This is a genomic window from Acidovorax sp. Root217 (assembly GCF_001428645.1).
In the GTDB taxonomy this organism is placed as follows: Bacteria; Pseudomonadota; Gammaproteobacteria; order Burkholderiales; family Burkholderiaceae_C; genus Acidovorax.
Genome location: NZ_LMIH01000005.1, coordinates 304,221 through 326,608, shown reverse-complemented (window position 1 = coordinate 326,608; position 22,388 = coordinate 304,221). Strand labels below are relative to the sequence as shown.

General features: G+C 66.0%; 16 protein-coding genes. 9 read left to right on the top strand and 7 right to left on the bottom strand.

The genetic code is table 11. The features are described 5' to 3' along the window. Nucleotides 1-41: 41 nt before the first annotated feature. Together ASE31_RS03080 and ASE31_RS03075 are read right to left on the bottom strand one after the other, a co-directional pair. Nucleotides 42-2,114: a CHASE2 domain-containing protein gene (locus tag ASE31_RS03080; protein WP_057200047.1), complete on the bottom strand. Its 2,073-nt coding sequence runs from the start codon at nucleotides 2,112-2,114 to the stop codon at nucleotides 42-44. Between the two features lie 93 nt (nucleotides 2,115-2,207). Further along, on the bottom strand, nucleotides 2,208-3,656 hold the full coding sequence (locus tag ASE31_RS03075) for a FecR domain-containing protein (RefSeq protein ID WP_162261373.1): 1,449 nt from the start codon (nucleotides 3,654-3,656) through the stop codon (nucleotides 2,208-2,210). Nucleotides 3,657-3,975: 319 nt separating this feature from the next. Between ASE31_RS03075 and ASE31_RS32030 the strand changes: the two genes are divergently transcribed. From ASE31_RS32030 to ASE31_RS03030, 9 genes are all read left to right on the top strand, one after another. Beyond that, entirely contained in the window at nucleotides 3,976-4,674 is a 699-nt protein-coding gene (locus tag ASE31_RS32030; protein ID WP_162261372.1) for a Crp/Fnr family transcriptional regulator, read from the top strand. 81 nt (nucleotides 4,675-4,755) lie between these two features. Next, the gene (locus tag ASE31_RS03065) at nucleotides 4,756-5,547 is read left to right on the top strand and encodes an ABC transporter permease (protein WP_157412327.1); all 792 of its coding nucleotides are present in this window, start codon (nucleotides 4,756-4,758) and stop codon (nucleotides 5,545-5,547) included. After that, nucleotides 5,537-6,874 (top strand): ABC transporter ATP-binding protein, encoded by a 1,338-nt coding sequence (locus tag ASE31_RS03060; protein ID WP_057200043.1) that lies wholly within the window; start codon nucleotides 5,537-5,539, stop codon nucleotides 6,872-6,874. Before ASE31_RS03065 ends, ASE31_RS03060 begins: the two co-directional genes overlap by 11 nt. Continuing rightward, nucleotides 6,871-7,881: a GNAT family N-acetyltransferase gene (locus ASE31_RS03055; RefSeq protein WP_057200042.1), complete on the top strand. Its 1,011-nt coding sequence runs from the start codon at nucleotides 6,871-6,873 to the stop codon at nucleotides 7,879-7,881. The genes ASE31_RS03060 and ASE31_RS03055 overlap by 4 nt, the downstream gene beginning before the upstream one ends. Nucleotides 7,882-7,958: 77 nt before the next feature. Continuing rightward, nucleotides 7,959-8,819 carry a hypothetical protein gene (locus ASE31_RS03050; protein WP_162261371.1) on the top strand — a complete coding sequence of 287 codons (861 nt, stop codon included), beginning with the start codon at nucleotides 7,959-7,961 and terminating at the stop codon, nucleotides 8,817-8,819. Between the two features lie 15 nt (nucleotides 8,820-8,834). Continuing rightward, nucleotides 8,835-9,596 (top strand): hypothetical protein, encoded by a 762-nt coding sequence (locus tag ASE31_RS03045; RefSeq protein WP_157412326.1) that lies wholly within the window; start codon nucleotides 8,835-8,837, stop codon nucleotides 9,594-9,596. Further along, entirely contained in the window at nucleotides 9,593-10,777 is a 1,185-nt protein-coding gene (locus tag ASE31_RS03040; protein ID WP_057200039.1) for a bifunctional 2-polyprenyl-6-hydroxyphenol methylase/3-demethylubiquinol 3-O-methyltransferase UbiG, read from the top strand. The genes ASE31_RS03045 and ASE31_RS03040 overlap by 4 nt, the downstream gene beginning before the upstream one ends. Next, nucleotides 10,768-11,901 carry a glycosyltransferase gene (locus ASE31_RS03035; RefSeq protein WP_057200038.1) on the top strand — a complete coding sequence of 378 codons (1,134 nt, stop codon included), beginning with the start codon at nucleotides 10,768-10,770 and terminating at the stop codon, nucleotides 11,899-11,901. Before ASE31_RS03040 ends, ASE31_RS03035 begins: the two co-directional genes overlap by 10 nt. Before the next feature lie 268 nt (nucleotides 11,902-12,169). Further along, a complete protein-coding gene (locus ASE31_RS03030) occupies nucleotides 12,170-13,000 on the top strand; it encodes a hypothetical protein (protein WP_157412324.1) in 831 nt (276 codons plus the stop codon). 243 nt (nucleotides 13,001-13,243) lie between these two features. On the opposite strand, the gene ASE31_RS03025 is transcribed toward ASE31_RS03030, so the two are convergent. From ASE31_RS03025 to ASE31_RS03005, 5 genes are all read right to left on the bottom strand, one after another. After that, nucleotides 13,244-14,428: a hypothetical protein gene (locus ASE31_RS03025; RefSeq protein WP_200961060.1), complete on the bottom strand. Its 1,185-nt coding sequence runs from the start codon at nucleotides 14,426-14,428 to the stop codon at nucleotides 13,244-13,246. A 67-nt stretch (nucleotides 14,429-14,495) separates the two neighbouring features. Next, nucleotides 14,496-15,668 carry a hypothetical protein gene (locus tag ASE31_RS03020; RefSeq protein ID WP_157412321.1) on the bottom strand — a complete coding sequence of 391 codons (1,173 nt, stop codon included), beginning with the start codon at nucleotides 15,666-15,668 and terminating at the stop codon, nucleotides 14,496-14,498. Nucleotides 15,669-16,041: 373 nt separating this feature from the next. Next, nucleotides 16,042-16,557, bottom strand: coding sequence for a hypothetical protein (locus ASE31_RS03015; RefSeq protein WP_057200034.1), 516 nt, complete (start codon nucleotides 16,555-16,557; stop codon nucleotides 16,042-16,044). A gap of 33 nt (nucleotides 16,558-16,590) precedes the next feature. Continuing rightward, complete coding sequence (locus ASE31_RS03010) at nucleotides 16,591-18,387, bottom strand: methyltransferase domain-containing protein (RefSeq protein WP_157412319.1); 1,797 nt, start codon at nucleotides 18,385-18,387, stop codon at nucleotides 16,591-16,593. A 57-nt stretch (nucleotides 18,388-18,444) separates the two neighbouring features. Continuing rightward, nucleotides 18,445-22,317, bottom strand: a complete 3,873-nt coding sequence (locus ASE31_RS03005; protein ID WP_162261370.1) for a glycosyltransferase — start codon at nucleotides 22,315-22,317, stop codon at nucleotides 18,445-18,447. Nucleotides 22,318-22,388: the final 71 nt, after the last annotated feature.

Below are 22,388 nucleotides of genomic sequence, written 5' to 3'. Positions count from 1 at the left end.
TGGATGCTGCGCAGGATTCGGCAGAGAAATGGAAGTGCCGCCTACGCTGTGCCATGGGCTGTGGGTTGGTCCGCCTGGTCATCCCCCGGTGCAGGCGGGTGCTCGGCCACCAGGGTGTCCAGGGGCACTGCATATATATGGTGGGGCACGCGCAGGCCTTCGAGCAGGAAGGTGCCCATGGACTGCAGGTGCTGGGTTTCCTGGGTGCCGCTGCCACCGGCCCGTGCGCCCAAAGAGAACTGCCCGCCCAGCTGCGCGGCCATGCCTTCGCCGACCAGGATGGGGTGCGCCAGGTCCACCGTCAGGTCGACCAGGCGGCTGGCAATGGTGATGGTGCGGCCCATGACCGTGTGGGTGCGGCGGCTGGCGAGGCCGAAGGAGCCCACCATGGCAGGGCCTGTCTCCAGACCCAGCCCCAGGCTCAGAGGTTCCAGGCCCGCAGGCGCGGGGTCGGGCAGCAGCTTGAGGGATTCCGTGAGCAGGTCGAGCGCGGCGGCGACTGCCTGCCGTGAGTGGATCTGGGCGTGCTGCTCGTCGGTGGCCGACGGCAGGGGGACGTCGTCTGCCCCATTCCACACGGCAAGGACGGCATCGCCCTGGAAGGACTCGATGACGCCCCCGTGCGCCTGCACGATGCGGCTGGCGGCAGAGAAGAAGGCGTGCAGCACGGCTGCAGCTTCCTCGGGCGGGCGGGCTTCGCAGTAGGCGGAGAAATTGCGAATGTCTGCCAGCAGCACGCTGACCTGCCGCGTGCTGGCGCGGATGGCGCTTGATGGCGGCTGCAGCGCCAACGCCGCGGCCACCGGTGCCGGCAGATAGCTGGCCAGGTGCTGGTAGAGGCGGTCACGCTCACTGCGGCTGCGGGCGTGCTCGATGGTGCCGGCAAACACCCCCGCCAGCAGCACGAAGAGTGCGGGCAGCAGCCAGCCCACCCATACATCGGCCAGCCACAGGGCCAGGGCATGCGCAACGACCAGTGCCAGGGCAAAGGCCAGGGCTGCCAGGGGCAGCAGGTACACCGGCATGCGCAGCATGGGCGAGGGCGTGAGTGCCTGGGCATCGCGGGCGGCGCTGCCGCCCTGCCCGGCCAGCCGCACCAGCAGCCACAACAGCAGCGCGCCCAGTGCTGCCGCCACCGCCTGCAGGGGCAGCGCTGCGCGAGGGGTGTAGGGCGTGTGCCCGTCTACCAGGGCGCTCAGGATCTGGGCATGCGCCAGCAGCCCGGCACTGGCACCGCTGTAGGGGGTGGCAATGGTGTCGTTCATGCCGAAGGCGCTGGCGCCCACCAGCACCCACGCGCCGGTCATGATGTCGGTAGGCACCCGGCCGGCCAGCACGTCGGCGGCAGGAATGCTCACGAAACTGTCGGGGTGCAGGCGCCAGGCCACACGCATGTTGCCCCGCTCATCGAGGGGCAGCGCAGGCAGCGCCTGGCCGGCGCTGCCCAGGGTCCAGGGCGCGTCCCACCAGCCGCCGCGCTGCAGCAGCAGGCTGGTTTCGGAGGTGGCGCGCAGCAGCGAGGCAATGGCCAGCGAGGGGTAGGACTTGCCTTGCCAGCAGATGATGGCCGGCTGGTGGCGCACCACGCCATCGTCCGCAATGCGGGGGCTGATGTGGCCGGTGCGCCCTTGCGGCATGTCTCCCAGCGCGGCCAGCGCCGGGAAGTTGGACAGGTGCCCCAGCGCCTCGGAGAAAGGTGCCGGGCAGCTGGCCCAGTCGAGCGCGCCCGAGGGCTGACCCACGCGCGGAGCGGCCTGTTCGCTGAGCTGCGGCAGACCCGTGCCGGGACCAGATGCGCCCAGCGCAAACACCTGCGCCAGCACCGGCCGGTGCTCGGCCACGGCGGCAAGCAGCGAGGCGTCGTCGTCACGCGGGTCGGTGAAGACCACGTCCAGGATCTGCTCGCGCGCACCCAACTGGGCAATCTGTTCGATCAGGCGTGCCTGCGTGCTGCGCGGCCAGGGCCAGGGGCCGACTTCGGCGAGCGATTTTTCATCGATGTCGACAACGAGGACACGGCGCTCCTCGGTCTTCTGAGAACCCAGGCGCCAAACCCAGTCGCCCGCCCGCTCTTCAACCGCCTGCAGTGCAGGGCCAAAAAGCAGCGAGAGCAACAGGCTGACAATGGCAGCGGCTGCCAGACCTGCCAGCAGCGCCCGGTGTCGTCCTGCCGGACGTCTGTCCGCTGGCGGCTGGCGTGGCGTCAATCAGCGCCCCCAGAGGGTTACGCCACTGAGCGAACCTTGGGGCAGGGTTTTCTCAAAACCATAGGCGGCTTCAGTGCCGCTCGCATTGAGGGCGCCAGTGATGTTGGCGTTGGACGCAGTGGGGACGAACTGCCCCGTCGCGCCCACATTCCCCGAGGCCTGTATGTTTTGCGAGCCCACGCTCTTGCTGGCCATGAACAACGAGGTCTGGAACAGCGAGCGGCCGAAGTCCACCTGCAAGGCACCGCTCTGCACCGCCACCGATTCAATGGCGGTTTGGGCGTCCTTGTAGAACTGGGCACTGGCGTTGGCCAGGCGGAAGTTGACAATGCCCTCCTGGGGCAGCTTGCCCTGGGCGTCAGGCGCCTGGAAGAGAACATTGGATACGTTGCCCACCACGCGATTCCAGCCCGACTTCAATGCAGCTTCGTAGTCCACCACAAAACCATCACCCTCGACACGCGAGGTCCAGGACTGGCGCGCCCATGCCAGCTGTGTCACCTGGGGCGGCTGCACGGGTGCAGGGGGCTGAACCACCACAGGAGGAGGCGCCGGCGCGGGCGGTACGGGTGTGGGTGCAACCGTTACTGGAGGCTCGGGCGCGGGAGGAGGGGGTGGCGCCACAGGCGCTACCGGGGGCGTGTAGACAGCCACTTCCACCGCCTTCTGCTCGCTGGTGAGCGATTTGACGGGGGTGGGCTCGGCGCGCAGGTCGTCCAGTGCCTGGGACTGGGTCTTGTCCGTGCGTGCCGCCGTCATTTCCACCGCGCGGGCATTGCGCGTCACGGTGTCGGTGGCCACCAGCAGGGGCGTCGCGTCGCGCCGGCTGTACTCAAGAATCTGGCCCTTCATGTCGTCGGACAGCAGCTTTTCATGGCCGCTGATGCAGGGGCCGACACTGGCACCGCAGCCGTTGTTGGCCAGCGGAGTGAGCGTGATGGCGCCGGTGTAGACCGAGGCAGCCGTGCGCTCCATGTCGGAGCGCACGACGAAGTCCGTGCCCTTGACGCCAATGGCGGCCACGGGCGTGTTCAGACGGAAGCGCTCGCGCGCGGCCTCGCCCCAGCTGCCCGTGATGGAGCGCACCACGCCTTCATCGAGGCGGAACTTGATGGCACCCAACTGTGGCTGCTGGGCGGAATGGCTGTAGCTTTCAATGTGCAGACGGCTGGCCGGCCGCACGCTCAGGCGTCCACCGTCCACAAAGCGCAGGTGCACATGGCCACCAGCCTTGGTTTCGATGCGGTCGCCCACGCGCACGGCGGCGCCGCGGTCCAGGGCACGGCTGCTGCCGTCTTCCTGGAGGATGGAGGCCGCGCCAATGACAAACGTGGCTTCGCCCACGACGGCGCCCAAGGGTTGCCCGGGCGTGGAGGCATGCGCAGCGCCACCCATCCCCATCAAGGGAAAGGCAAGGCAGGCGGCAATGGGGAGCAATCGGTGGTTCATGGTGTGCCTTTCGGACAGCAGAGAATGCCTGGCGGCGCCAAAGAGGGGCGCAAGGCCAGGAAATGGCTCTGACGCTGTATTTTCGCTCATGTCTGTTTCACAGTGTGTGAGCGCGGTCACACACCACTTGCCGCAGCGCTGGCAATATGCTGGGAGCGTTGCCAGTGGTGTAATGCCGCCATGTGCTGCTTGGCGCAGCCCGGCACACTCCTACTGGTGCATGGCGCGATCCGCAGCGGATCGACACCTTCTGGCGCCCGTTTGGCACCGTGTTTCAGCGGCTTCGTATTATCGGCTCAAGCCGCGTTTTTCCCTATCTATGCCCGTTTCCGTTCAGTTGTTGAGCCAGTTTCCTTTGCTGCAGCCGTTGGCGCGCGAAGCCCTGGAACCACTGTCGGCGCGCATGGCATTGCGCTCGTTTCCCCGCCGGGCCATGGTGATGGGCAAGGAAAACCCGACACAGGAACTGGGTTTTCTGGTGGAAGGACGGCTTCAGGGGGTGGATTTCACCGTGGATGGCCGCAGCGTGGGCATGTACTTCGTCGATCCCGGTGACTATTTCGGCGAGTTGGCGCTGGTGGATGGCAAGCCTCCGTCCGAATTCGTCATCGCCGCTGTGAAGTCCACGGTGGCGTTTCTCGATGGCGCAGCGGCGCGCGAGCTGATCCTGGGCCACCCTGCGCTGGCGCAGGCGGTGATGGCCCGGCTGGCGCAGCGGGTGCGTACGGTGATGGCGCAGCGCACGCTGCTGAGCCTTCCCAACCCGTTTCAACGGCTTTGCGTATTGCTTTTACAATTACCGCAGCGCCCGGTCGACGGGGTGGCCGAGGTCGCCCAGGCCCCAACCCACCAGGAGTTGGCCATCATGATCAATGCCAGCCGGGAGACGGTCACCCGCGCGTTTCAGGTGCTGTTCCTGCACAAGGTTCTGGTGCGTGAAGGCAACATTCTCAAGCTGATGCAGCCCGAACTGATGCGCGATATCGCCGAGGGCCGGGCCGATCCGCCCAAAGCCTGACACCTCTTGCCACGGGTCTTTCCGCAGGAAACCCTGGTGGCCTTCCTCCCTGTTTTACGGTTACCGCCCTTGAGAGTCTTGTTGTCGTATTTGTGGCCCTGGCGCCACATGTCGCTGGTGATGCAACTGGCACGCCGCGAAGTGCATGCACGCTACCGCCAGTCGTGGCTGGGCATGGTGTGGGTGGTGCTCACCCCACTGCTGATGCTGGGGGTGTACACCCTGGTGTTCCGCCACGTGATGCGCGTGCGCTGGTATGGGGTGGATGAGGGCAACATGGCCTTCGCACTGCGCATCTACGCGGGGCTGGCGGTCTTCGGCTTTTTTGCCGAGTGCGTGAACCGCGCGCCCAACCTGGTGCTGGAGCAGCCGCACCTGGTCAAGAAGGTGGTGTTTCCCCTGGAGATCATGCCCTGGGTGAATGCGGTCAGCGCATCCGTGGGGCTGGGGGTGTCTGGACTGCTGCTGGTCGGCCTGGCATTGCTCAGCGGCCATGGGCTGTCCGTCACCATGCTGGCGCTGCCGCTGGTCTGGCTGCCCTTGCTGCCGCTGGTGCTGGGCCTGGGCTGGCTTCTGGCCGGGGTGGGCACTTACGTGCGCGATGTGGGGCAGTTGCTGGGCATGGTAGTGGCCGCGCTGATGTTCCTGAGCCCCATCTTCTTTCCGGTGGAGGCCCTGCCCGAGGCAGTGCGCCCCTGGCTGCTGCTGAACCCGCTGGCCTGGATCATGACGGGGACGCGCGAAGTGCTGCTGCATGGCCGCTGGCCCGACTGGCAGGCCCTGGCGCTGCTGCTGGCGGCCTGCACGGTCATCGCCGCTGCGGGCGCCGCTTTCTTCCACAAGGTTCGCACGGGGTTCTCCGATGTCGTTTGATACCCCCGCAGACACCGCCCCGGCGCTGGCCATCGAGGCCCGTGGCGTGGGCAAGCGCTTTTCGCTGTTCGAGCAACCCAGCGACCGGCTCAAGCAATTGCTCTGGGGCCGCTACAAGCAGTACAGCCGCGATTTCTGGGCGCTGCAGGACGTGAGCTTCGACATCCGCCGCGGCGAGGTGGTCGGGCTGGTGGGCCGCAATGGCGCCGGCAAGTCCACTTTGCTGCAGATGGTGTGTGGCACGCTGGCCCCAACCACGGGTTCGCTGGCAGTGCGCGGGCGTGTGGCAGCCCTCCTGGAGCTGGGTGCGGGCTTCAGCCCCGATTTCAGCGGGCTCGAGAACGTGTACATGAACGCCGCCATCCTGGGCATGGGGCGCGCTCAGGTGGACGAGCGGCTGGACAGCATCCTGGCGTTTGCCGACATCGGCCAGTTCATCCACCAGCCGGTCAAGACGTATTCCAGCGGCATGTTCGTGCGTCTGGCGTTTGCCGTGGCGACGAGCGTGGAGCCCGACATTCTGGTGATCGACGAGGCGCTGTCGGTCGGCGATGGCGCGTTTGCACGCAAGTCGTTCGACCGCATCATGGACCTCAAGGACAAGGGCGCCACCATCCTGTTCTGCTCGCATGCGATGTACCACGTGCAGGCCCTGTGTTCCCGCGCCCTGTGGCTGGAAGGGGGACGCATGCGCATGTGGGACGATGCACCACGGGTAACAGCGGCCTACGAGACTTCGCTGGTGATGGAAGCCCCTCCCAGCCAGCAGTCCACCCTGGGGGCACACGATGCCGAGCCGGCATCGCCCGCCACGGATGGCGACGCACGATCCAGTGACACCGATCGCTTTGAAGCCCGCATGAAGGCCGATGGCGCCCTGGTGCGCAAGGCGCCAGACGGCACCGCCGTGCTCACCGGCATCGAGGCATTGGCCGATGGCGTTGCTGCCAGCGAGTTGGCCATCCACTCCGGGGTGACCACGCTGGAGGTGCGCATCCGCTTTGCCAGCGACCCGGCATTGCCCTGCCCTTCGGTGGCCATCGGCATCGCCCACGCCAATGGCACCGTGGTGGCCAGCGCTGGAAGCGCCAACGATGGAGTGGAACTGTCCCGCAACGCCTCGGGCGCCGGCATGGGCGTGCTCACGCTGCCGCGCCTGCCGCTCCTGAAGGGTGACTACACGGTATCCATCATCCTGGCGTGCGAGCGCGGCCTGCATGTCTATGAAGTCGTGGAGCGCGCGATCACGCTGCGCGTGGTGCAGACCGGGCTGGAGCAGGGATTGGTCAGCCTGCCCCACCAATGGAACAGCGGAGCCGGTGCGTGAGCGTGCGGCCATGGCATGCCGTCGAGCTGGGCGAATCGCAGATGGGCGAGACCCGCGCCCTGTTTGAGCAGGTGTTCGGCCATTCCATGAGCGAAGCGCTCTGGCGCTGGAAATACGACGGCGGACGGGGGTGCGCCACCGGCACGCGGGACGAAGATGGCGCCCTGCTAGCCCATTACGGCGGAACAGCCCGAACGCTGGTCTGCGAGGGGCAACCGCTGCAGGCCGTGCAATTGGGCGATGTGATGGTGAAAGTCCAGGCGCGCGGCATTCTGTCGCGCCAGGGGCCGTTTGCCACAGCCACCCAGGCATTTTTGCACGACCATATCGGCTCGCCCGGCGGGTTTGCATTGGGGTTTGGCTTTCCGAGCGCGCGCCACACACGCCTGGGTGAAAAGCTCGGCCTGTACACCCCGCTGGGCGAGGTGCTGGAGGTGCGCTGGAACACGCCCTCCTGCCCCACTCCATTCTGGAAACGCCCCTGGGTCTGCGCCCCCGTGGACTGGAGTGCAGCGCACACCGACGCCCGCCTTGATGCCTTGTGGGATGCCTTGCGCCAGACCGCGCAGGGCTTCGTGCTACCCCAGCGCGACGCGCGCTGGTGGCGCCACCGCTTTGCCAACCATCCTGATGGACCGTACCGGTGCTGGTGGGTGCGCGGCCGCTTTTCGCGCCGCATTCTGGGCGCTGTGGTACTGCGACCTGGGCAGGGCCCGGCGGCGGACTGGGAGCTGCTGGACTGGCTGGGTGCCGTGCAGGACACTCCCACCCTGCTGGCTGCCGCCCGCGAGCTGGCCGCGCACGGTGGGGCCAGGGCCTTGAACAGCTGGCTGAGCCAGCCTCTGGTACGCCACCTGCAGGCGCTCGCGCCCCCGCCGGATGGCGCACAGGCATCCGAACAATCCGCCTGCCCCTACTGCGTGACACAACGCACTGCACCAGCGGTGCCTGCTGCCCTGCGTAACCAGCCCTGGTGGCTGACGGGTGGCGATACGGACTTTCGCTGAGCATGTCGGCAGCCGCTGCATTGTCCCCATGGAGTCTCAGGGCGCAGGCGCCCGAGTACGGCTGGCTGGTGCCCGCCATGGCACGGTTGCCTGATGCCCTGGCCTATCCCATGGCCCGCTGGCGCGGCGCTATCAATGCCCACCACGACCGCGACTGGGTCTCGCTGAGCCTGGGTCACCGGCATGTGGCGGCCATGGTCGAACAGGGCCTGGCACAGCTCCTGCCGCCCGAACAAGTGGCCGACGCAGTGGTGGAGCGCTTCGAAACCGTGGCCCGCGAAGAAATGGAAGCGCGGGCATTGCAATTGCGGGGCCTTTCGCATTTCGACATCGAGGCGGCGCAAGCGCTGGACACGCTGGCCACCCGCCCACCGGGGCGCGGCCTTGTGCTGGTGACACCGCATCTGGAAACCTTCGTGCTGGGTATTGCGGCCCTGGCCAGCCGCGGCACGCGCGTCCACCCTGTCATGTCCATCGTGTCGGAAGACCCGCGTGTGCACCCTGCCATCAGGGCCCATTTCCGGCTGAAGTACAGCGGGTTGGAGCGCCACTTGCAGGGCGGCAAGCTGGCGGATGCGGAAACCTCGATGCGCTATTTTTACCGCATGTTGGCCCAGGGCGACGTGGTCGTGGTGCTGGCCGATGCCCCGGCACCGCCCGACGGCCCCGGCGTGTGCCTGCCTTTTCTGGGCGCGCAACGCAAGGTAGCCCAGGGCGCGCTGCGCCTGGCCACGCAGTCGGGCAGCCTGCTGGCGGCCTTTGCCTGCCATGCCCACGGTGGCCGCCGGCATTCGGTGGCCCTGTCGCCGCTGTGGGACCCCCAGGACGATGCCCAGGCCACCTATGCACGGGCCTTTGCGTTCATGGAGCAACACATCCGCGTGAACCCTGCGCGGTGGTGGGGATCTCACTTGCTACCGCTGTACCCGGCCTGCTGAAAGACACCTCCAACCATGACCTCTTGCGTGGATGATGATGAATTCCTTTTCCTGGCCTGTGTCAGCCGCTGGGAGGTGGCCCGCGAGCGGCTACTGACCTCGCCCTGCCTGCAGGCGGGCAAGCGCCCCCTTTGGCTGCGCTGGAATGCCAGCTCAGCGGCAGAGGCTTTCAACGACGTGATGGATGCGAGCCCCCCCCAACGCTGGGTGGTATGGCTGCACCAGGATGTGGTGCTGCCTGAGGGCTGGGACACATTGTTCAGCCAGGCCATCGCGCAGGCCGAGCAGCGACTGGGCCGGCTTTCCATCGTGGGCGCCTACGGTGTCATCGGCGCCGGCGTACAGGCACGCCATGCAGGCCACGTGCTTGACCGCGGCCATGTGCTGCGCGGCCCTGCGGAACTGCCCAGCCTGGTGGACAGCCTTGATGAACTCCTGGTGGCGGTGCGCAGCGACAGCGGCCTGCGCATGGATCCCGCGCTGGGATGGGACTTCTACGCCACCGACCTGGTGCTGCAGGCTCAGGATGCAGGCCAGCAAGCGGCCGCAGTGGATGCTTTTTGCGAGCACTGGTCGGACACGCCTTCGCAGCCCCCTCTACCCCGCGCCACGGCCCAGCGGATTGCGCACAGCGGCACGGCCTTCGAAGCCAAGTGGGAGTCCCACTTGCCTGTGACGACCACCTGTGTGGCGATTCAGCAGCGCGGCGACGTGCGCGCCATGGCGCAGTCGCTGCTGGGCGACGGTGTTGACCCCCTGGAAAAGGCAGCCCCATGACCCCCATTGCCCTGGTCATCGTCTCCACCGCGTCGAGCCCGCTGTCGTCGGAAGAATTTCGCCATGGCTGGGACCAGTTGCACCGCGTGCTGCCACCACCCACCGTGTGGCTGGAAACGCAGGCGCTGGCCAGCCCGCAGGCATGGCATCAGGCCCTGGAGCAAGCACCGGCCGCGGCCCCGCTGGACGGGAACGCCCGCGTTCTGCTGCTGCGCCATGGCCACGCCATGATCGACCCCGATGTGCTGGAGCGGCTGGGGCAGGCGCTCGACGATGCACAGGATGCGCCCACGGCGGTGCACGCTTTCGACCCGGGCTTTCCCCCGGCCCTGGCACCCGACTACTGCACGGTGCGCGGCATGGAGCGCTACCTGGAGCAACTGGGTGCGCGCGAGCTCCCCCTCCTCCCCGACAGTGGCCAGCATGTACCGCTGGTGACGCTGACCACGGTGGCCGCCGTGCGCGCCGGCACCGTGCGCAGCAGCGCCCATTGGGTACCCGGTGCCTTCGTGCACGACTTTGCCAGCTACCACCAGGCGCGGCGCGAGGACATGCTGCCCCTGCTACCTGCCGGCGTGGCCCGTGTGCTGGACGTGGGCGGTGGTGAGGGCGGCTTCCTGCAGGCTGTCAAGGAACTGCGCGGCTGCGAGACCCACCTGGCCGAGTATTCGCAAGAGGCCTGCCGCACCGCACGCACCCAGGTGGACCATGTGTGGCAGGGCGACTTTCTCACGCAGCCGTTCGACGGGCTGCTGGGGCAAGGCCAGGGCGCGTTCGACTGCATCAGTTTTCTGGACGTGCTGGAGCATGCCAACGACCCGCGTGCCTGGCTGGCCAGGGCCCGGGGCCTGCTGGCGCCGGGCGGATCGGTGCTCATCTCCATTCCCAATGTGGGCCACTGGGGCGTGATGGCCGACCTGATCGAGGGGCGTTGGGACTACTGCCCGCTGGGCATCCACTGCGTCACCCATGTACGCTTCTTCACCTGGAAGACCCTGCAGGACTTGCTGGCCAGCGCGGGATTTGCGGTGGAGCACCTGGAACGCGTTCAGGTACCTGCCCCCGCAGACTGGGCCAGCCATTGGGCGCACACCCCGCGCCTGAAGGCGGATCCGGTGAGCTGGAATACCTATGCCTTCCTGGTGCGCGCCACCCCGCTCAAGGAGGGCCCATGGGCTTGAGCTGCTGCGCCGTTCTGGTGAACTACCGGGATGCCGCCGAGGTTGCGGCGGCAGTGGCGTCGGTGCTGGCGGATGCGCCGGGCATCGAGGTGCGCGTGGTCGACAACAGCGATGACGATGCCGAATGGGCCTTGCTGCGATCACTGCTCCCGCAGGCAGTCCACTGCCATCGCGCCGAGGGGAACATCGGATTCGGCCGGGGCTGCAATCTGGCTGTGGCTGCCTCTTCGGCCGACTGCTTTCTCCTGGTCAACCCTGATGTACGCCTGGTCAAGGGCTGCACGGCGGCACTGATCGAAGGGCTGGCCCACGACCCCATGCTGGGGGCGATCGCCCCTCGTCAGTTTCTTGATGCGGACCTGCAGTGGCGTCTGCCGCCCAGTTGGCTGCCCACGGCCGTGCGCGCATGGGCCACCGAGCGCGCCCGCAGGGAGCCCCCCATCCGGGATCGGGTTCGCCACGCCACGGGGGCTGAGGCCTTGCGCTACTGGCAAGCCCGCCATGCACCGCTGCGCCAGCGGGCGCTGTCCGGTGGCGCGGTCATGGTGCACCGCCGTGCACTGGACGCAGGCGGAGACCTGTTCGACCCGCGTTTCTTCATGTACTTCGAGGACTCCGACCTCTGCCTGCGCTTGCGCCGGCAGGGCTTGGGCATGGCCATGGCGCCGGAGGCGCAGGCCATTCATGCCTGGCGCAACGCCCCCCACAAGCAGGGCCTGATGGAGGCCGGCGCCGCCGTCTACTTCGCCAAACACCATGCCGACGACGGTTGGCTGCACAAGGCCCACCGGCTGCAGCAGGTACCGCCCGGGCCGCTGGGGGACCTTAGCCAGCCAAGCCGACGCACCCTCGAAGGCATAGAGCTGGAGGTGCCCGCACCTCTGCAGGCAGGCTGGGTGCTGGAGCTCAGCCCCGATCCTTTGCGGCAGATCTGTGTCGGGTACCTGGGAACCGGGGCACGGGCATCGGCCTCATACCAGACGCTGGGGCATTTCGGCTCCGGCACCGTGTTTGTGCGCTTGCGCAGCAGCCGGGTGGATGACGGCGATGGACCCGAAGTGATGGCCATGCTGGAGCCGCCACATACCGCCCCACGGGAGACAGGAACAGGTTCCACAGGTTGAACGGTGCGTCACTGGCCCGGGACCCGACACATCCTGTAGCGCGATGTGCACCCGCCACTCTGCGAAAATCACTCCCGATAGGGCATGCCGACAAGCCGCCCGAGGCACCTTTGCCACCCACCGCCTTCATGTCCTGACCGCCCCGTCAGGCCGTGCCAGCAGCACTTTTCCCCGCCAGGCTTGCCCGGCATTTCGACTTCTTGGGAGTGAGTACATGTCTACTCTTGGTTTCCTTTCACCCCCGCCGGACAAGCCGTCGCCCAGCGCCATGGCTATGCAGTTGGCAATGGCCGTCGCCGGCATCGCCCTGGGTGGACAAGCACTGGCGCAGACCGCCCCCCAGGGTACCGCTCCTGGCGCGCTCGCGCGCCCAGGCACTGTGGTGGCTGCCCCCTCGCCCGCAACTGCGCCTCCTGCGGCCGCCTCCCTCCAGGCGGGGGGCGCCAACCCCTTCGACGCCCAGCGCAAGGCATGGCCGGACCGCGTCCCACCCGTCCCGCCGCCACCACCACCGCCGCCACCCGCCGTGGTTACCGACCAGGACCTGCAGTTGTACGGTGTGGTGATTGCAGGCAGCGTCAAAATGGCCAATGTGCGCCTGGGGCCGCGCTTTGCCAGCTCGGCCACCGAGGGGCGCCCCTTCTCGACCTTCCGCGAGGGGCAGACACTGGGCGAATTCACGCTGACACAGGTGCACCCTACCCACGTGGTGCTGTCAGCACCCGGCGGGCAGCAGAGCATCTATTTCACCAAAAAGACGGACAGGGCCGCCGGCCCGGGGGCACCGGCCCCTGTGGCGCAAGGCCAGGCCCCCGTTCAGGGCGCGACGCCGGTAGTGCAGGCGCCAGCCGGAGATCCAGCCGCCACGCAGGCAGCCGCCGCAGCGGTCGCGCCCCCACCAGGGGCCAATGCCGGGCAGGTTGCCCAGCAGCAGGCAGCGGCAGCCCCGGCGGCCCCACCGGCAGCCAACTCACCGAACGCAGCCAACACGGTGTTCAACAGCCTGTCCGAGGCACTGAATGCTGCACGCAACAATGCCAACATGCAGCAGAACCAGGGTGCCAACCCTTTCCAGGTTCCCAGCGCACCCCGGCAATGAAGCCCACTTAGGAGGCTGCGCGGCAGAAAGCATCGAAGCGAAACGGTTCACAACCGAGGAACCGGTTTGTCGGGCGTTGCTCCTTCTGCCCCGCGGCGTCTTGGCCCCGGCGCTGTGCGCGGGACCAGCAGCGGTGGCGAAGAGATCGCAGCAATCGATCCGACCCGCCGCGCGATCACTTCATGGAATAAAAAAAGGCCCCTCGGGGCCTTTTTTACGTATGAGCAAAGCGCTGGCTGGTGTTTACCAGATCTTGCCCTTGTTGACGAAGGACCCGTTGCTGTTCTTGAAGCCGAAATAGATTTCGACGTTGAACGCACGCAGGTCATCAGCCGTCAGATCCATGGTGGGTGTGAACTTGAGGGTTCCTGCATTGGTGATCTGACTGGAGTAAGCAACGGTTTCGGGGTTTGGCAGTCCGAGCTGAACCCAGCTGTCAACCTTGCGGAAAAACCACACATCGGTCGTGAAGAACAGGCCATTGGCTGGAATGCGCGCCGCGATCCACACACTGGTCTTCTCGCTGGCAGCGACGTCTGCAGTGGTCTGCGTCAACGTGATATCCAGCTTCAGAGGCTGGCCTGCTGTGGACACCACGTTGGTGGTCACCGATCCAGGCGTGGTGGGCGCGGTCGGTGTGGTGGGGATGGTCGGAATCGTCGGCGTAGTAGGTGTCGTCGGCGTGGTGGGCGTCGTCGGGGTCGTCGGGGTCGTAGGCGAAGCAGCGTCCACGGGATCCGGGAAGGGGCTGGTCGTCCAGGAGATCTTGGCGTAACCGGCCGCATACTTGGGCATGTCGACGTCGAGGGCGCCCTGGTAGTCATAGAGCCCGGCGCCGCTCAGCTGGCGCACATAGAGCCATTTACCCTGGTCAGTGCTGCTGCGGTTGGCATCGAGCTGGCCGCCCACGAAGCGCAGGGTGCCACCACCGTCGTGCACGACGAAATGGTCGACGTCTTCATTGATGAGGCGTGTGAACGAGGAGTCGATGCGCTCGCCGGTCTGTGCAGCCTGGTACTCTGCGCCGCTCAGGGGAGCGACACGGGTCGGCTCCTTGCCGTAGCGCAGCACGAAGGCCGACTGGGTAGTTTGGGCCGCGTAGCCCGAGAACAGGAACGAGCGCGTGCCTGCAGGAATGAAGATCTTGAATTCCTGGCTCTGCATCTGAAAGCCGGTGAACTCAGGCAGGGACAGCGATCCGCCGCCAGGGAAGGCACAGCCGCCGGTGCCAAAACCGATGGCACAACCCGTCACGCCGGTAGGCGCGTACTGCTCCTTGAAGCCGACCTTGGTGTCAAAGGTATAGCTGCTGCTGCCGGACGGCAGAGACAGGGCAATTCTGTGTGCTGACTGGTGCATCGAAACAAAATTTGCAGCCTGTGCAAACGTGCCCATTGCAGCCAAAAAAATAACAATTAGATACCGCATTGCATCCGCCCAAAAAAAAAAGGCCGCGAGCTCTCGCCGGCGGCCTTTTTACTAAAGTCGCAACTTCTTAGTTAGAAGGAGCGTAGTGCCACGTGACTTCTGGGCCAATCGTGTTGATGTAGGTAACAACGCCAGGACCGCCCGACTTGCCCAGGTTCACAGAAGGAGCCGAGGTTTGGCCAACGGAGACCGTTGGGTTTGCGTAGCGAACGTTAGCCCAGCCAGCGGTGAACGTGCCCACGCTGATCTGGCTACCGAAGGCCAGCCAGTCGTGTTCGAACACGCTGGTCGACGATGCTGGTGGCAGAGGCGAGATGTTGAACGTTGGACCGGCGATGGTGTTTTCGCTGTAATCGAACACGTCAGCAGCAATCTGCACCTTCTGTTGGAAGGGGTACTGGCCGCTGATGACGTTACGGTACGTCAGCTTCGTGGGGAACGTGAAGGACACCAGCGAAGATTGCGAACCGCCGACCACGTAAGGCACGACGAAGGAGGTCTTCCACAGTGCGTCTTCGATGTCAGCAACCGTAGCTTGCGAACGTGGAGCGCCCAGGCTGGAGTCAACACCGATGTTTTGCTTGATGCGGTTGTTGTAGTCAGCCAGTGCCAGGGTAGGCAGCGAAGCGTTCTGACCGTTCAGCGAGTTCGAGATGGTCAGGAAACCGGCCAGCACGTTAGGCGTGTTGGTGTCAGCGACCACAGCTGGAGCTGCGTCAAATGCGGCCTTGATGGCAGCCTTGGCAACGCCAGGACGGTTAGGAGCGAGGTCGAATGCTTGCGATTCGATGATCGTGATGTAACCGATGTTGGTCAGTGGCGAGCGGCCTTCGCCAGCACCGCTCACGATCACTGCTGGGGTAGCAGCGGATGCGAAGGTGTTGGAGTTAGGCAGCAGGATCGAGTCGTCGCTGGACGTCACAACCGAACGCGTCGTTTGGCCGTTGGCGGCAGCAGCTTGGCTTGCCAGGGTACCGACCCACACGTCGCCAGGCGACAGGTAGATCAAGAAGTCAAGACGTTCTTCGGAGCGCTCATTGTCGTGAATCACGACCTTGGCGACGACGGATTGCGTCAGGCTAGTGTTGATAACCTTCAACTCACTTTGCCATCCCCCACCGATGAAATACGAGGGAGCGACCAGCAAATCACCCAAACCAGCGTGATTCACGGTCACAGCGTTTGCAGCACCAGCAGCGAGCATGGCGCCCATTGCTACAGCAAGAAGTTTCTTCTTCATCACAGATTTCTCCATAAAAATTAAAAAAAGCACCTGAGCAAGCCCACACTCATAGCTTTACAAGTTTACACCAGATACTTCAACAATCCGCCCCGCGTACACAATCTAGACAAGCGGACTCTATGGACTGTTGATTCGCATCCTACACAATCGCCCCCCGGTTTGCGCAGGGGTGCGTAGATAAAATGTGTTTGGTGTCACAACTAGGGCGAAGGATGTTGCACCTCAGCAACAAGCGCCCGTTGTCCTTTTCCTGCGCCCGACACGGCAAGCCTGCGGCCTGCCCTGCTGCGGCACAGCGGGCCAGAGGCAAGTCGCCAGAGAGCCAGCGGGCGTACCCAACTGACCCTTGCGGCGCTGCCACGGCCCCTCATCAGCGAGACTTCAGAACAGCGTCGAGATTGACGTGCTTCCACTGCCCATCCACGATCTCCCAGATATCGGAGGTGCGGAAATTGGAGTCAGACTTCTTCCCGGTCGGATCGACCAGTGTGAGTTCGACTTCCACATTGGCATTCTTGCCATCCTGGGTGACATCATGCACCTTGATGGATTTCAGGATCCATGCTTTCGCATGGTAATCGGCATAGAACTTGGAATCCGTCCGCTTGGGGTCGATCCCGTGCTCCAGATCGTAGCGCACGCCCCAGTTGCGGTCCACATGGGCTTGCCAATAGCGTTTGAAATTGGTAAGCACGCCAATTTGCGCCATTTTGGGCTCAAGCGCAGGCGATGCGAACACCAGGTTCAGCGGCTTGGACTCCTTCGAAACCGTACTCGGTGCGGCGGTTGCACTGCCTGCAGTCTGCGAGGTCGCGCAGCCGGCCAGCCATGGCAACACCGCGACCATGGCAGCGGCGAGCGTGATCTTTTGTGCAAAATTCTTCATGCGTGTCTCAAGATAGTGTGGAAGTTCAACGAATCACGGGGGAGCGACTCGCAGGGATGAGGGCTCTTGCAGCGTGTGAAAAAGCACCAATGGGATATGGGCGACCTGCTGATAGTTCACATCAATGATGCTGCGGCCACCATTTCGGCGCAATGCGTCACCCGCGAGCAGGACGCAAGGCGCCAAGACAGCAAACGAACTGTCGGTCTGCGGCACCGGGGCGCTCAGGCAGCGCATGGGCGGCATCACGTCATCGCGCCCCAGGAAGGCGTCGTAGTCTGCCATGATGGCCCAGGTATCGGGGCGCACTTTGGCCAAGGTGAATATCTCCTGCAGCGCGTTGAAGGAGAGCGTGGTGCCCTCCTGCAGCACCAGGCGATACTGTCCGCGCCAATCGTAGTCGCCTTCGGGATCCGTCCGCGCAACGATGGTCAGCCGCGAATCGAGTCGGGCAAAGTCTTCCATGGCCCTGCGCACTGCAGGTGACTGGTCGGGGTGCCCCAGCAGCAGCAGCTCCCAGCCCGAGTAGGTCTGGTGCACCAGCGAGAAGAAGGTGGCGGTGAGCGCCGCCACATCAAAAGGCTGCACCACGGCCGAGACGAACGGCGCGGCCACCGCCTGAGAGGGGACTGTTTTCGCGCCCTGCGCGGCGCTTGCGCCAGACAATGTGCGCCAGCCATCCCTCATGAACCGCCACATGCCTGGCGGCACCACGGCGCGCACCATGTTCTTGGCGTGGAACAAGGCATGCACTCGCCGCCCAGCCCCGAGGGATACCTCTTCGCCAGCATCGGCGATCAGGCGGTAGTACTGCGCCATGTAGCGCGCCTGGTCGTTGGCGAGCAACTGGCGCTCATGCACCGTGGTCAGCTCCGAGCGCAGGTACTCCAGGTCCATGCGCGCAGCCGCCAGCTTGCGGTCCAGGTCAGTCGCCACGACGGGAGACGCCCCCGCCAGGGATGGCATCGATGTCGAAGACAAGGTCTTGGGAGGATTGACCGCCCGGATGGACACCCCCGCGGCCAGCGTGCGCAGGTGGTGCTCGGGCAGCGCGCCGAGGGCATCCATGATGGCCACGTCCTGCGGCTGGGCCGCCCCCGTGCCGGAACGCTGCAGGGCGTCGACCACCTCGCCCAGCGGCGCGGTGCGCAGCAGCGCTGCCGCATCGGCGGGCAGGCGGTCCAGGTAGACCCCGAGGAACCAGCTCAGCGACCACCGCGGGTGCTGGTGGGGTTCCACACCGCTCCAACGCAGGTCAAACTCGCGGAACCACTCGCGCAGGCCGGTTTCGGTGGCGTTGTAGAAATGGTGGGGGTAGCCGTGTTCGGGCTGCAGGAAGGCGGTGTCGATCTTGACCACGCCGCCCGGCTTGAGCACGCGGCGAATCTCCTCCACCGCCGCCTGAGGGTACTGCAGGTGCTCGAACACCGCCTGGCTGATCACCGCGCCAAAGCTGTTGTCCCGGAACGGCAGCCGGTCGGCAGAGCCGACCACGTCCGTCATGGGGTAGCGAAAGATGTCGATCTGCACCACGTTGTCCCAGCGCTGCAGCTTGCCGCCTGCGCCCAAGTCGAGCACCCATTCGTCCCGGTGCTCCTCGATGATCCTGAGCGACTCCTGGCTGTAGGGGTGGCGCGATACCGGATCGTCCACCGAGGCCTCCCCCGTTCCCGCCTCCTCGATGGTTTCCGGCAGCAGCACGGGCACCCCATTGCGCAGGGGGTAGGCCGCCTCGCAGCCGCCACACACCACCCGGCTCTCGTGCTGGATCAGTCTGGAGCCGCAACGCGGGCAGGCCAGCAGGGGCAAAAGGGAGTCAAGTCGGCTCATACGGTGGATTCAAGGAAGGAAACGGTCAGGCAAGTGAGGACGGCGACAAGCGCCGTTTCAGGAAACCCGGGGGGGCCAGGCCAGCGAAAAATCTTCGGCGTCGATGGTCAAGTTGGGGTTGTAGCAGGGGTCGTTGGCCAGCAAGGCAGGCCAACGGGTCTGCAGGATCTTCACTTCCGAGTTGAAGCGCTTTTGCTTCTCGGGCGTGTCCTCATAGCCGCGCGAGACGGACTCGTGGTGGATCAGTTCGGCATAGGGCGTCCAGTGGTTGCGGTAGCCCGCCTCACGCACGCGCAGGCAGAAGTCCACGTCATTGAAGGCCACGGCCAGGCTCTCGTCCAGGCCGCTCACCTCTTCGTAGACCGACTTGCGCAGCAGCAGGCAGGCCGCCGTCACGGCCACAAAGTCCTGCGCCAGCACCGCGCGGCCCATGTAGCCATGCTGGCCGCGCGCCAGCAGCTTGTGCGCATGGCCGGCTACGCCGCAGACCAGCACCACGCCCGCGTGCTGGATGCGGCCATCGGGGTACCACAGCCGGGCGCCCACGCAGCCCACGCCGGGCTCCAGGGCCGGGCCCACCATCTCGTCGAGCCATTCGGGGTGGGTGGCCTCGATGTCGTTGTTCATGAGCAGTACGAACTCGCCACACGTGGCTTCGTGCACCGCACGGTTGTTGATGGCCGAGAAGTTGAACGGGCCATCGTCGCGCAGCACCCGGATCTGCCCCGACGCCGTGCGCTCGGCCAGCAGCTGCAGCGAAGCGGCTTCGTCGCTGCCGTTGTCCATCACGATGATTTCGTAGTTGGGGTAGCGGGTCTGCACCAGACTGTCCAGGCACTGGCGCAGGATCTTCTCGCCATTGCGGGTGGGGATGACGATGCTCACCAGCGGCGGGTTGGCCGGTATGCCCCAGCGCACGCGGTACATGCCCGAGGCCTCGGGCGCCTCCAGCACCTCGCCCTGCAGGCCACGGCGCTGCAGGTGCTCCTGCAGCGCACGCCGGCCGGCCTCGAAGGCATAGCTCTTGTTGCCATGGCCAGAGGCCGTGCTGCCGGTTGCCGTGCGCCAGTGGTAGAGGATCTGCGGCACGTGGAGCACAGCGGCGGCTTCCACGCTGTCGATGGCGCGCAGCGCCAGGTCGTAGTCTTGCGCGCCCTCGAAGCCCACGCGCGGGCCACCGAGCTGGCGCATGAAGTCGGCGTCATAGACCGCGAAGTGGCACATGTAGTTGTGCGAGCGCAGCAGGCCCAGGTTGAAATCGGGCTTGAAATACGGATCGAAGCGCCGGCCGGTCTGGTCGATCTTGTCCTCGTCGGAATACAGCACCTTGCCCTGCGGGTGGCGCGCAAAGGCCTGCATGGCGCGCAGCAGCGCATGGGGCGTGAGTTCGTCGTCGTGGTCCAGCAGGGCGATGTACTGGCCCTTGGCCAGGGCGATGGCCGTGTTGGTCGCCGCGGAGATGTGCTGGTTCTTGTCGTGAAAGGCCAGTCGGATGCGCGGCTCTCCGGCGGCTGCAGCCTCCAGCAATTCACGCGTACCGGCCTTGGTCGAGGCATCGTCGCAGATGCACAGCTCCCAGTGCGGGTAGACCTGGCTCTTCACCGATGCGATGGCACGGCCCACATCCTGCGGGTCGGGGTTGTAGACCGGCATGACGATGGAAACCAGCGCCTTGCGCGGCAGGTCGGCCGCCTCGGCCACCAGACGCGAGAGCTTGACGGGGTCCATGGTGTCGTATTTCGCCACCCAGTCGGCATAGCTGCGTGGTGTGGCACCGGGCACGGTGTCCAGCACAGGTGCGCCGGAATCCAGGGCTTCCAGGCCATGTTCGGAGCCATGCAGCATGCGGCGCAGGCGCTGGCGCACGCCCTGCACCCCCTGGGTGCGCAGCACCGATACCGTGCGCTTGGCGAGGTGCGACAGGCCCAGACCCCGACTGCGGGCCACCGAATAGGCCGCCACGACGCTCCTGGCGTAGCGCGGCAGCCGGACCACCAGGCGCAACGGCCGGGTGATCTTCCACGAGCGCGACCCTGTTACCAGGCGCAACTGGTGCTGCGTGCCATCGAGCATGGTCTGCAGGTTGTGCGCGTGGTTGCGCGCCAAGGCGATCTCGGCCGAGAGGGCAGCGGCAGAAGCCTCCAGGGAACCGATGTGCGCCTGGGCGTCGGTGTACAGGTCCAGCACGTTCGCGCCGTGCTGGTGGGCCAGGTCTCGCTCGCGCATCACGGCATGGAGTTCGACGATGGTGGCATCGCGCTCTTGCTGCACCACGTCGCGCGCGGCGCAGGCCAGGTCATGCGCCTCGCCCAAGTGGTGAGCATCCTGACGGGCCTTGTCGGCCGCCTGCATGGCATCCATGGCGCGCTGCTGCTGGTCCACCAGGTCCTGCGCCAGGCGCTTCACATCCTTGCTGCGCTCTACCAGTTGCGACAGCACACTGCGCCGCGACAACGAGCGTGTGACCAGTTCCTCGAAGGTCTGCTTGGACTGCAGCACCTGCCATTTGGCATACAGCTGGGCAGTGGCATCGGCGGCGCGCTGGCGGTCGGCCTGCACGCCCTCCCCCGCCCCGGCATGGATGCGGTAGGCAGCCGATACGCCGGGCACGAACTGGAACGGCGTGCGGCTTTCCACCTGCAGCCAGAAATCCCAGTCCTCGTACAGATCGAAGCGCTCGTCGAAGGCGGCCCCGCCGGCCTGCACCAGGCTGCGATGGAACAGCACCGAGTGGATGGGCATGAAGTTGCCGTAGCGCAGCTCGCCCGAGGCATAGGGGAACTGGAAGATCTCTCCCACGGGCTCGCTCTGGGCGTCGACGCACTCCACCGCCGTGTGCACCGCCTTGACCGTGGTGCTCTGGCGCACGGCCAGCACCAGCTTGGCAATGTGGTCCGGGTAGAACCAGTCGTCGTCGTCCAGGAAGATGAGGTAGTCGCCCGTGGCCGCTGCCATGCCGGCATTGGCCGCCAGCGCGCGATTGAGCTTCCTGCCCTGGGAGACCAGGGTGACCGGCACGGGGCCTTCGGCCCATTGCGTACCAGGCAGGCCATCGCCGGCAGCATCCACCAGCACGATGTTCAGGTGCGGGTAGGTCTGCAGTCCCACGGAACCAAGCGCCTTGGCCAGCGTGGGCCGGCCCATGGTACGCACGATGACCGATACCAGCGGCAAGTCCTGCGGCAGCACGGCCACGCCGCGCCCGAGCAGGCGCTGCTTTTCACCCTCGATCAGCAGCGGGCCGCCAGCGCGCAGATCGGCCGAGGTATAGCTCTCGAAGGCCTCGGCATATTCCGACGCCGGGAACAGCGTGAGCGCACGAAAACGGTTGAGCGCGGAAATGAAGCTCGCATACGGCAGCTTCTTCTCCTGGCTGGCAAAGACCTGCATGGCCTGCTGCTTGAGCGCCCACACGGGCGTGATGTCCAGCAGCCGGTTGGGCCTGAGCGGCGCGCTCACCTCGTACAGGTGCAGGCCCACGCCCTGCAGCCGGCGCACGGCCTCGATGGCGCACAGCGCCGTGGCGCGGTGGTCGGGGTGCAGCTCCCAGGGCGACGGGGCGTACACCACGTCGGCGCCGGTATCGGCCACCGCCTGGATGATCCTGTGCACCAGCGCTTCGCCATAGGTGACTTCACGGTCCTGCAGGCCCCAGCACTGGGGCGGCGGCAGGCCCAGCACACGGGCCGCGTCGGTACTTTCGGAGAGGCGGGTGTCTGCATACCCCTTGGCCGCACCTTCTTCGCCATGCCCGCCTGCGGTCAGCAGGACGACGTGCACAGAGTGCCCCGCCTGAACATGCCCGATGATGGCCCCGCCGCATCCAAAGACTTCGTCATCGGGATGGGGCGCCAGGACGAGTACGCCCCCTGGGGCGGGAGGCACGGGTGAGGCGTGGTAGGGGATGATCTCAGCCTCGCTAGGGTGCATGTTGTGCATTCAGATCAGGAAAGGAACGTGGGAACGGTCTGTGGCGCATGGAAACCGGTGTGCTTCCGCAA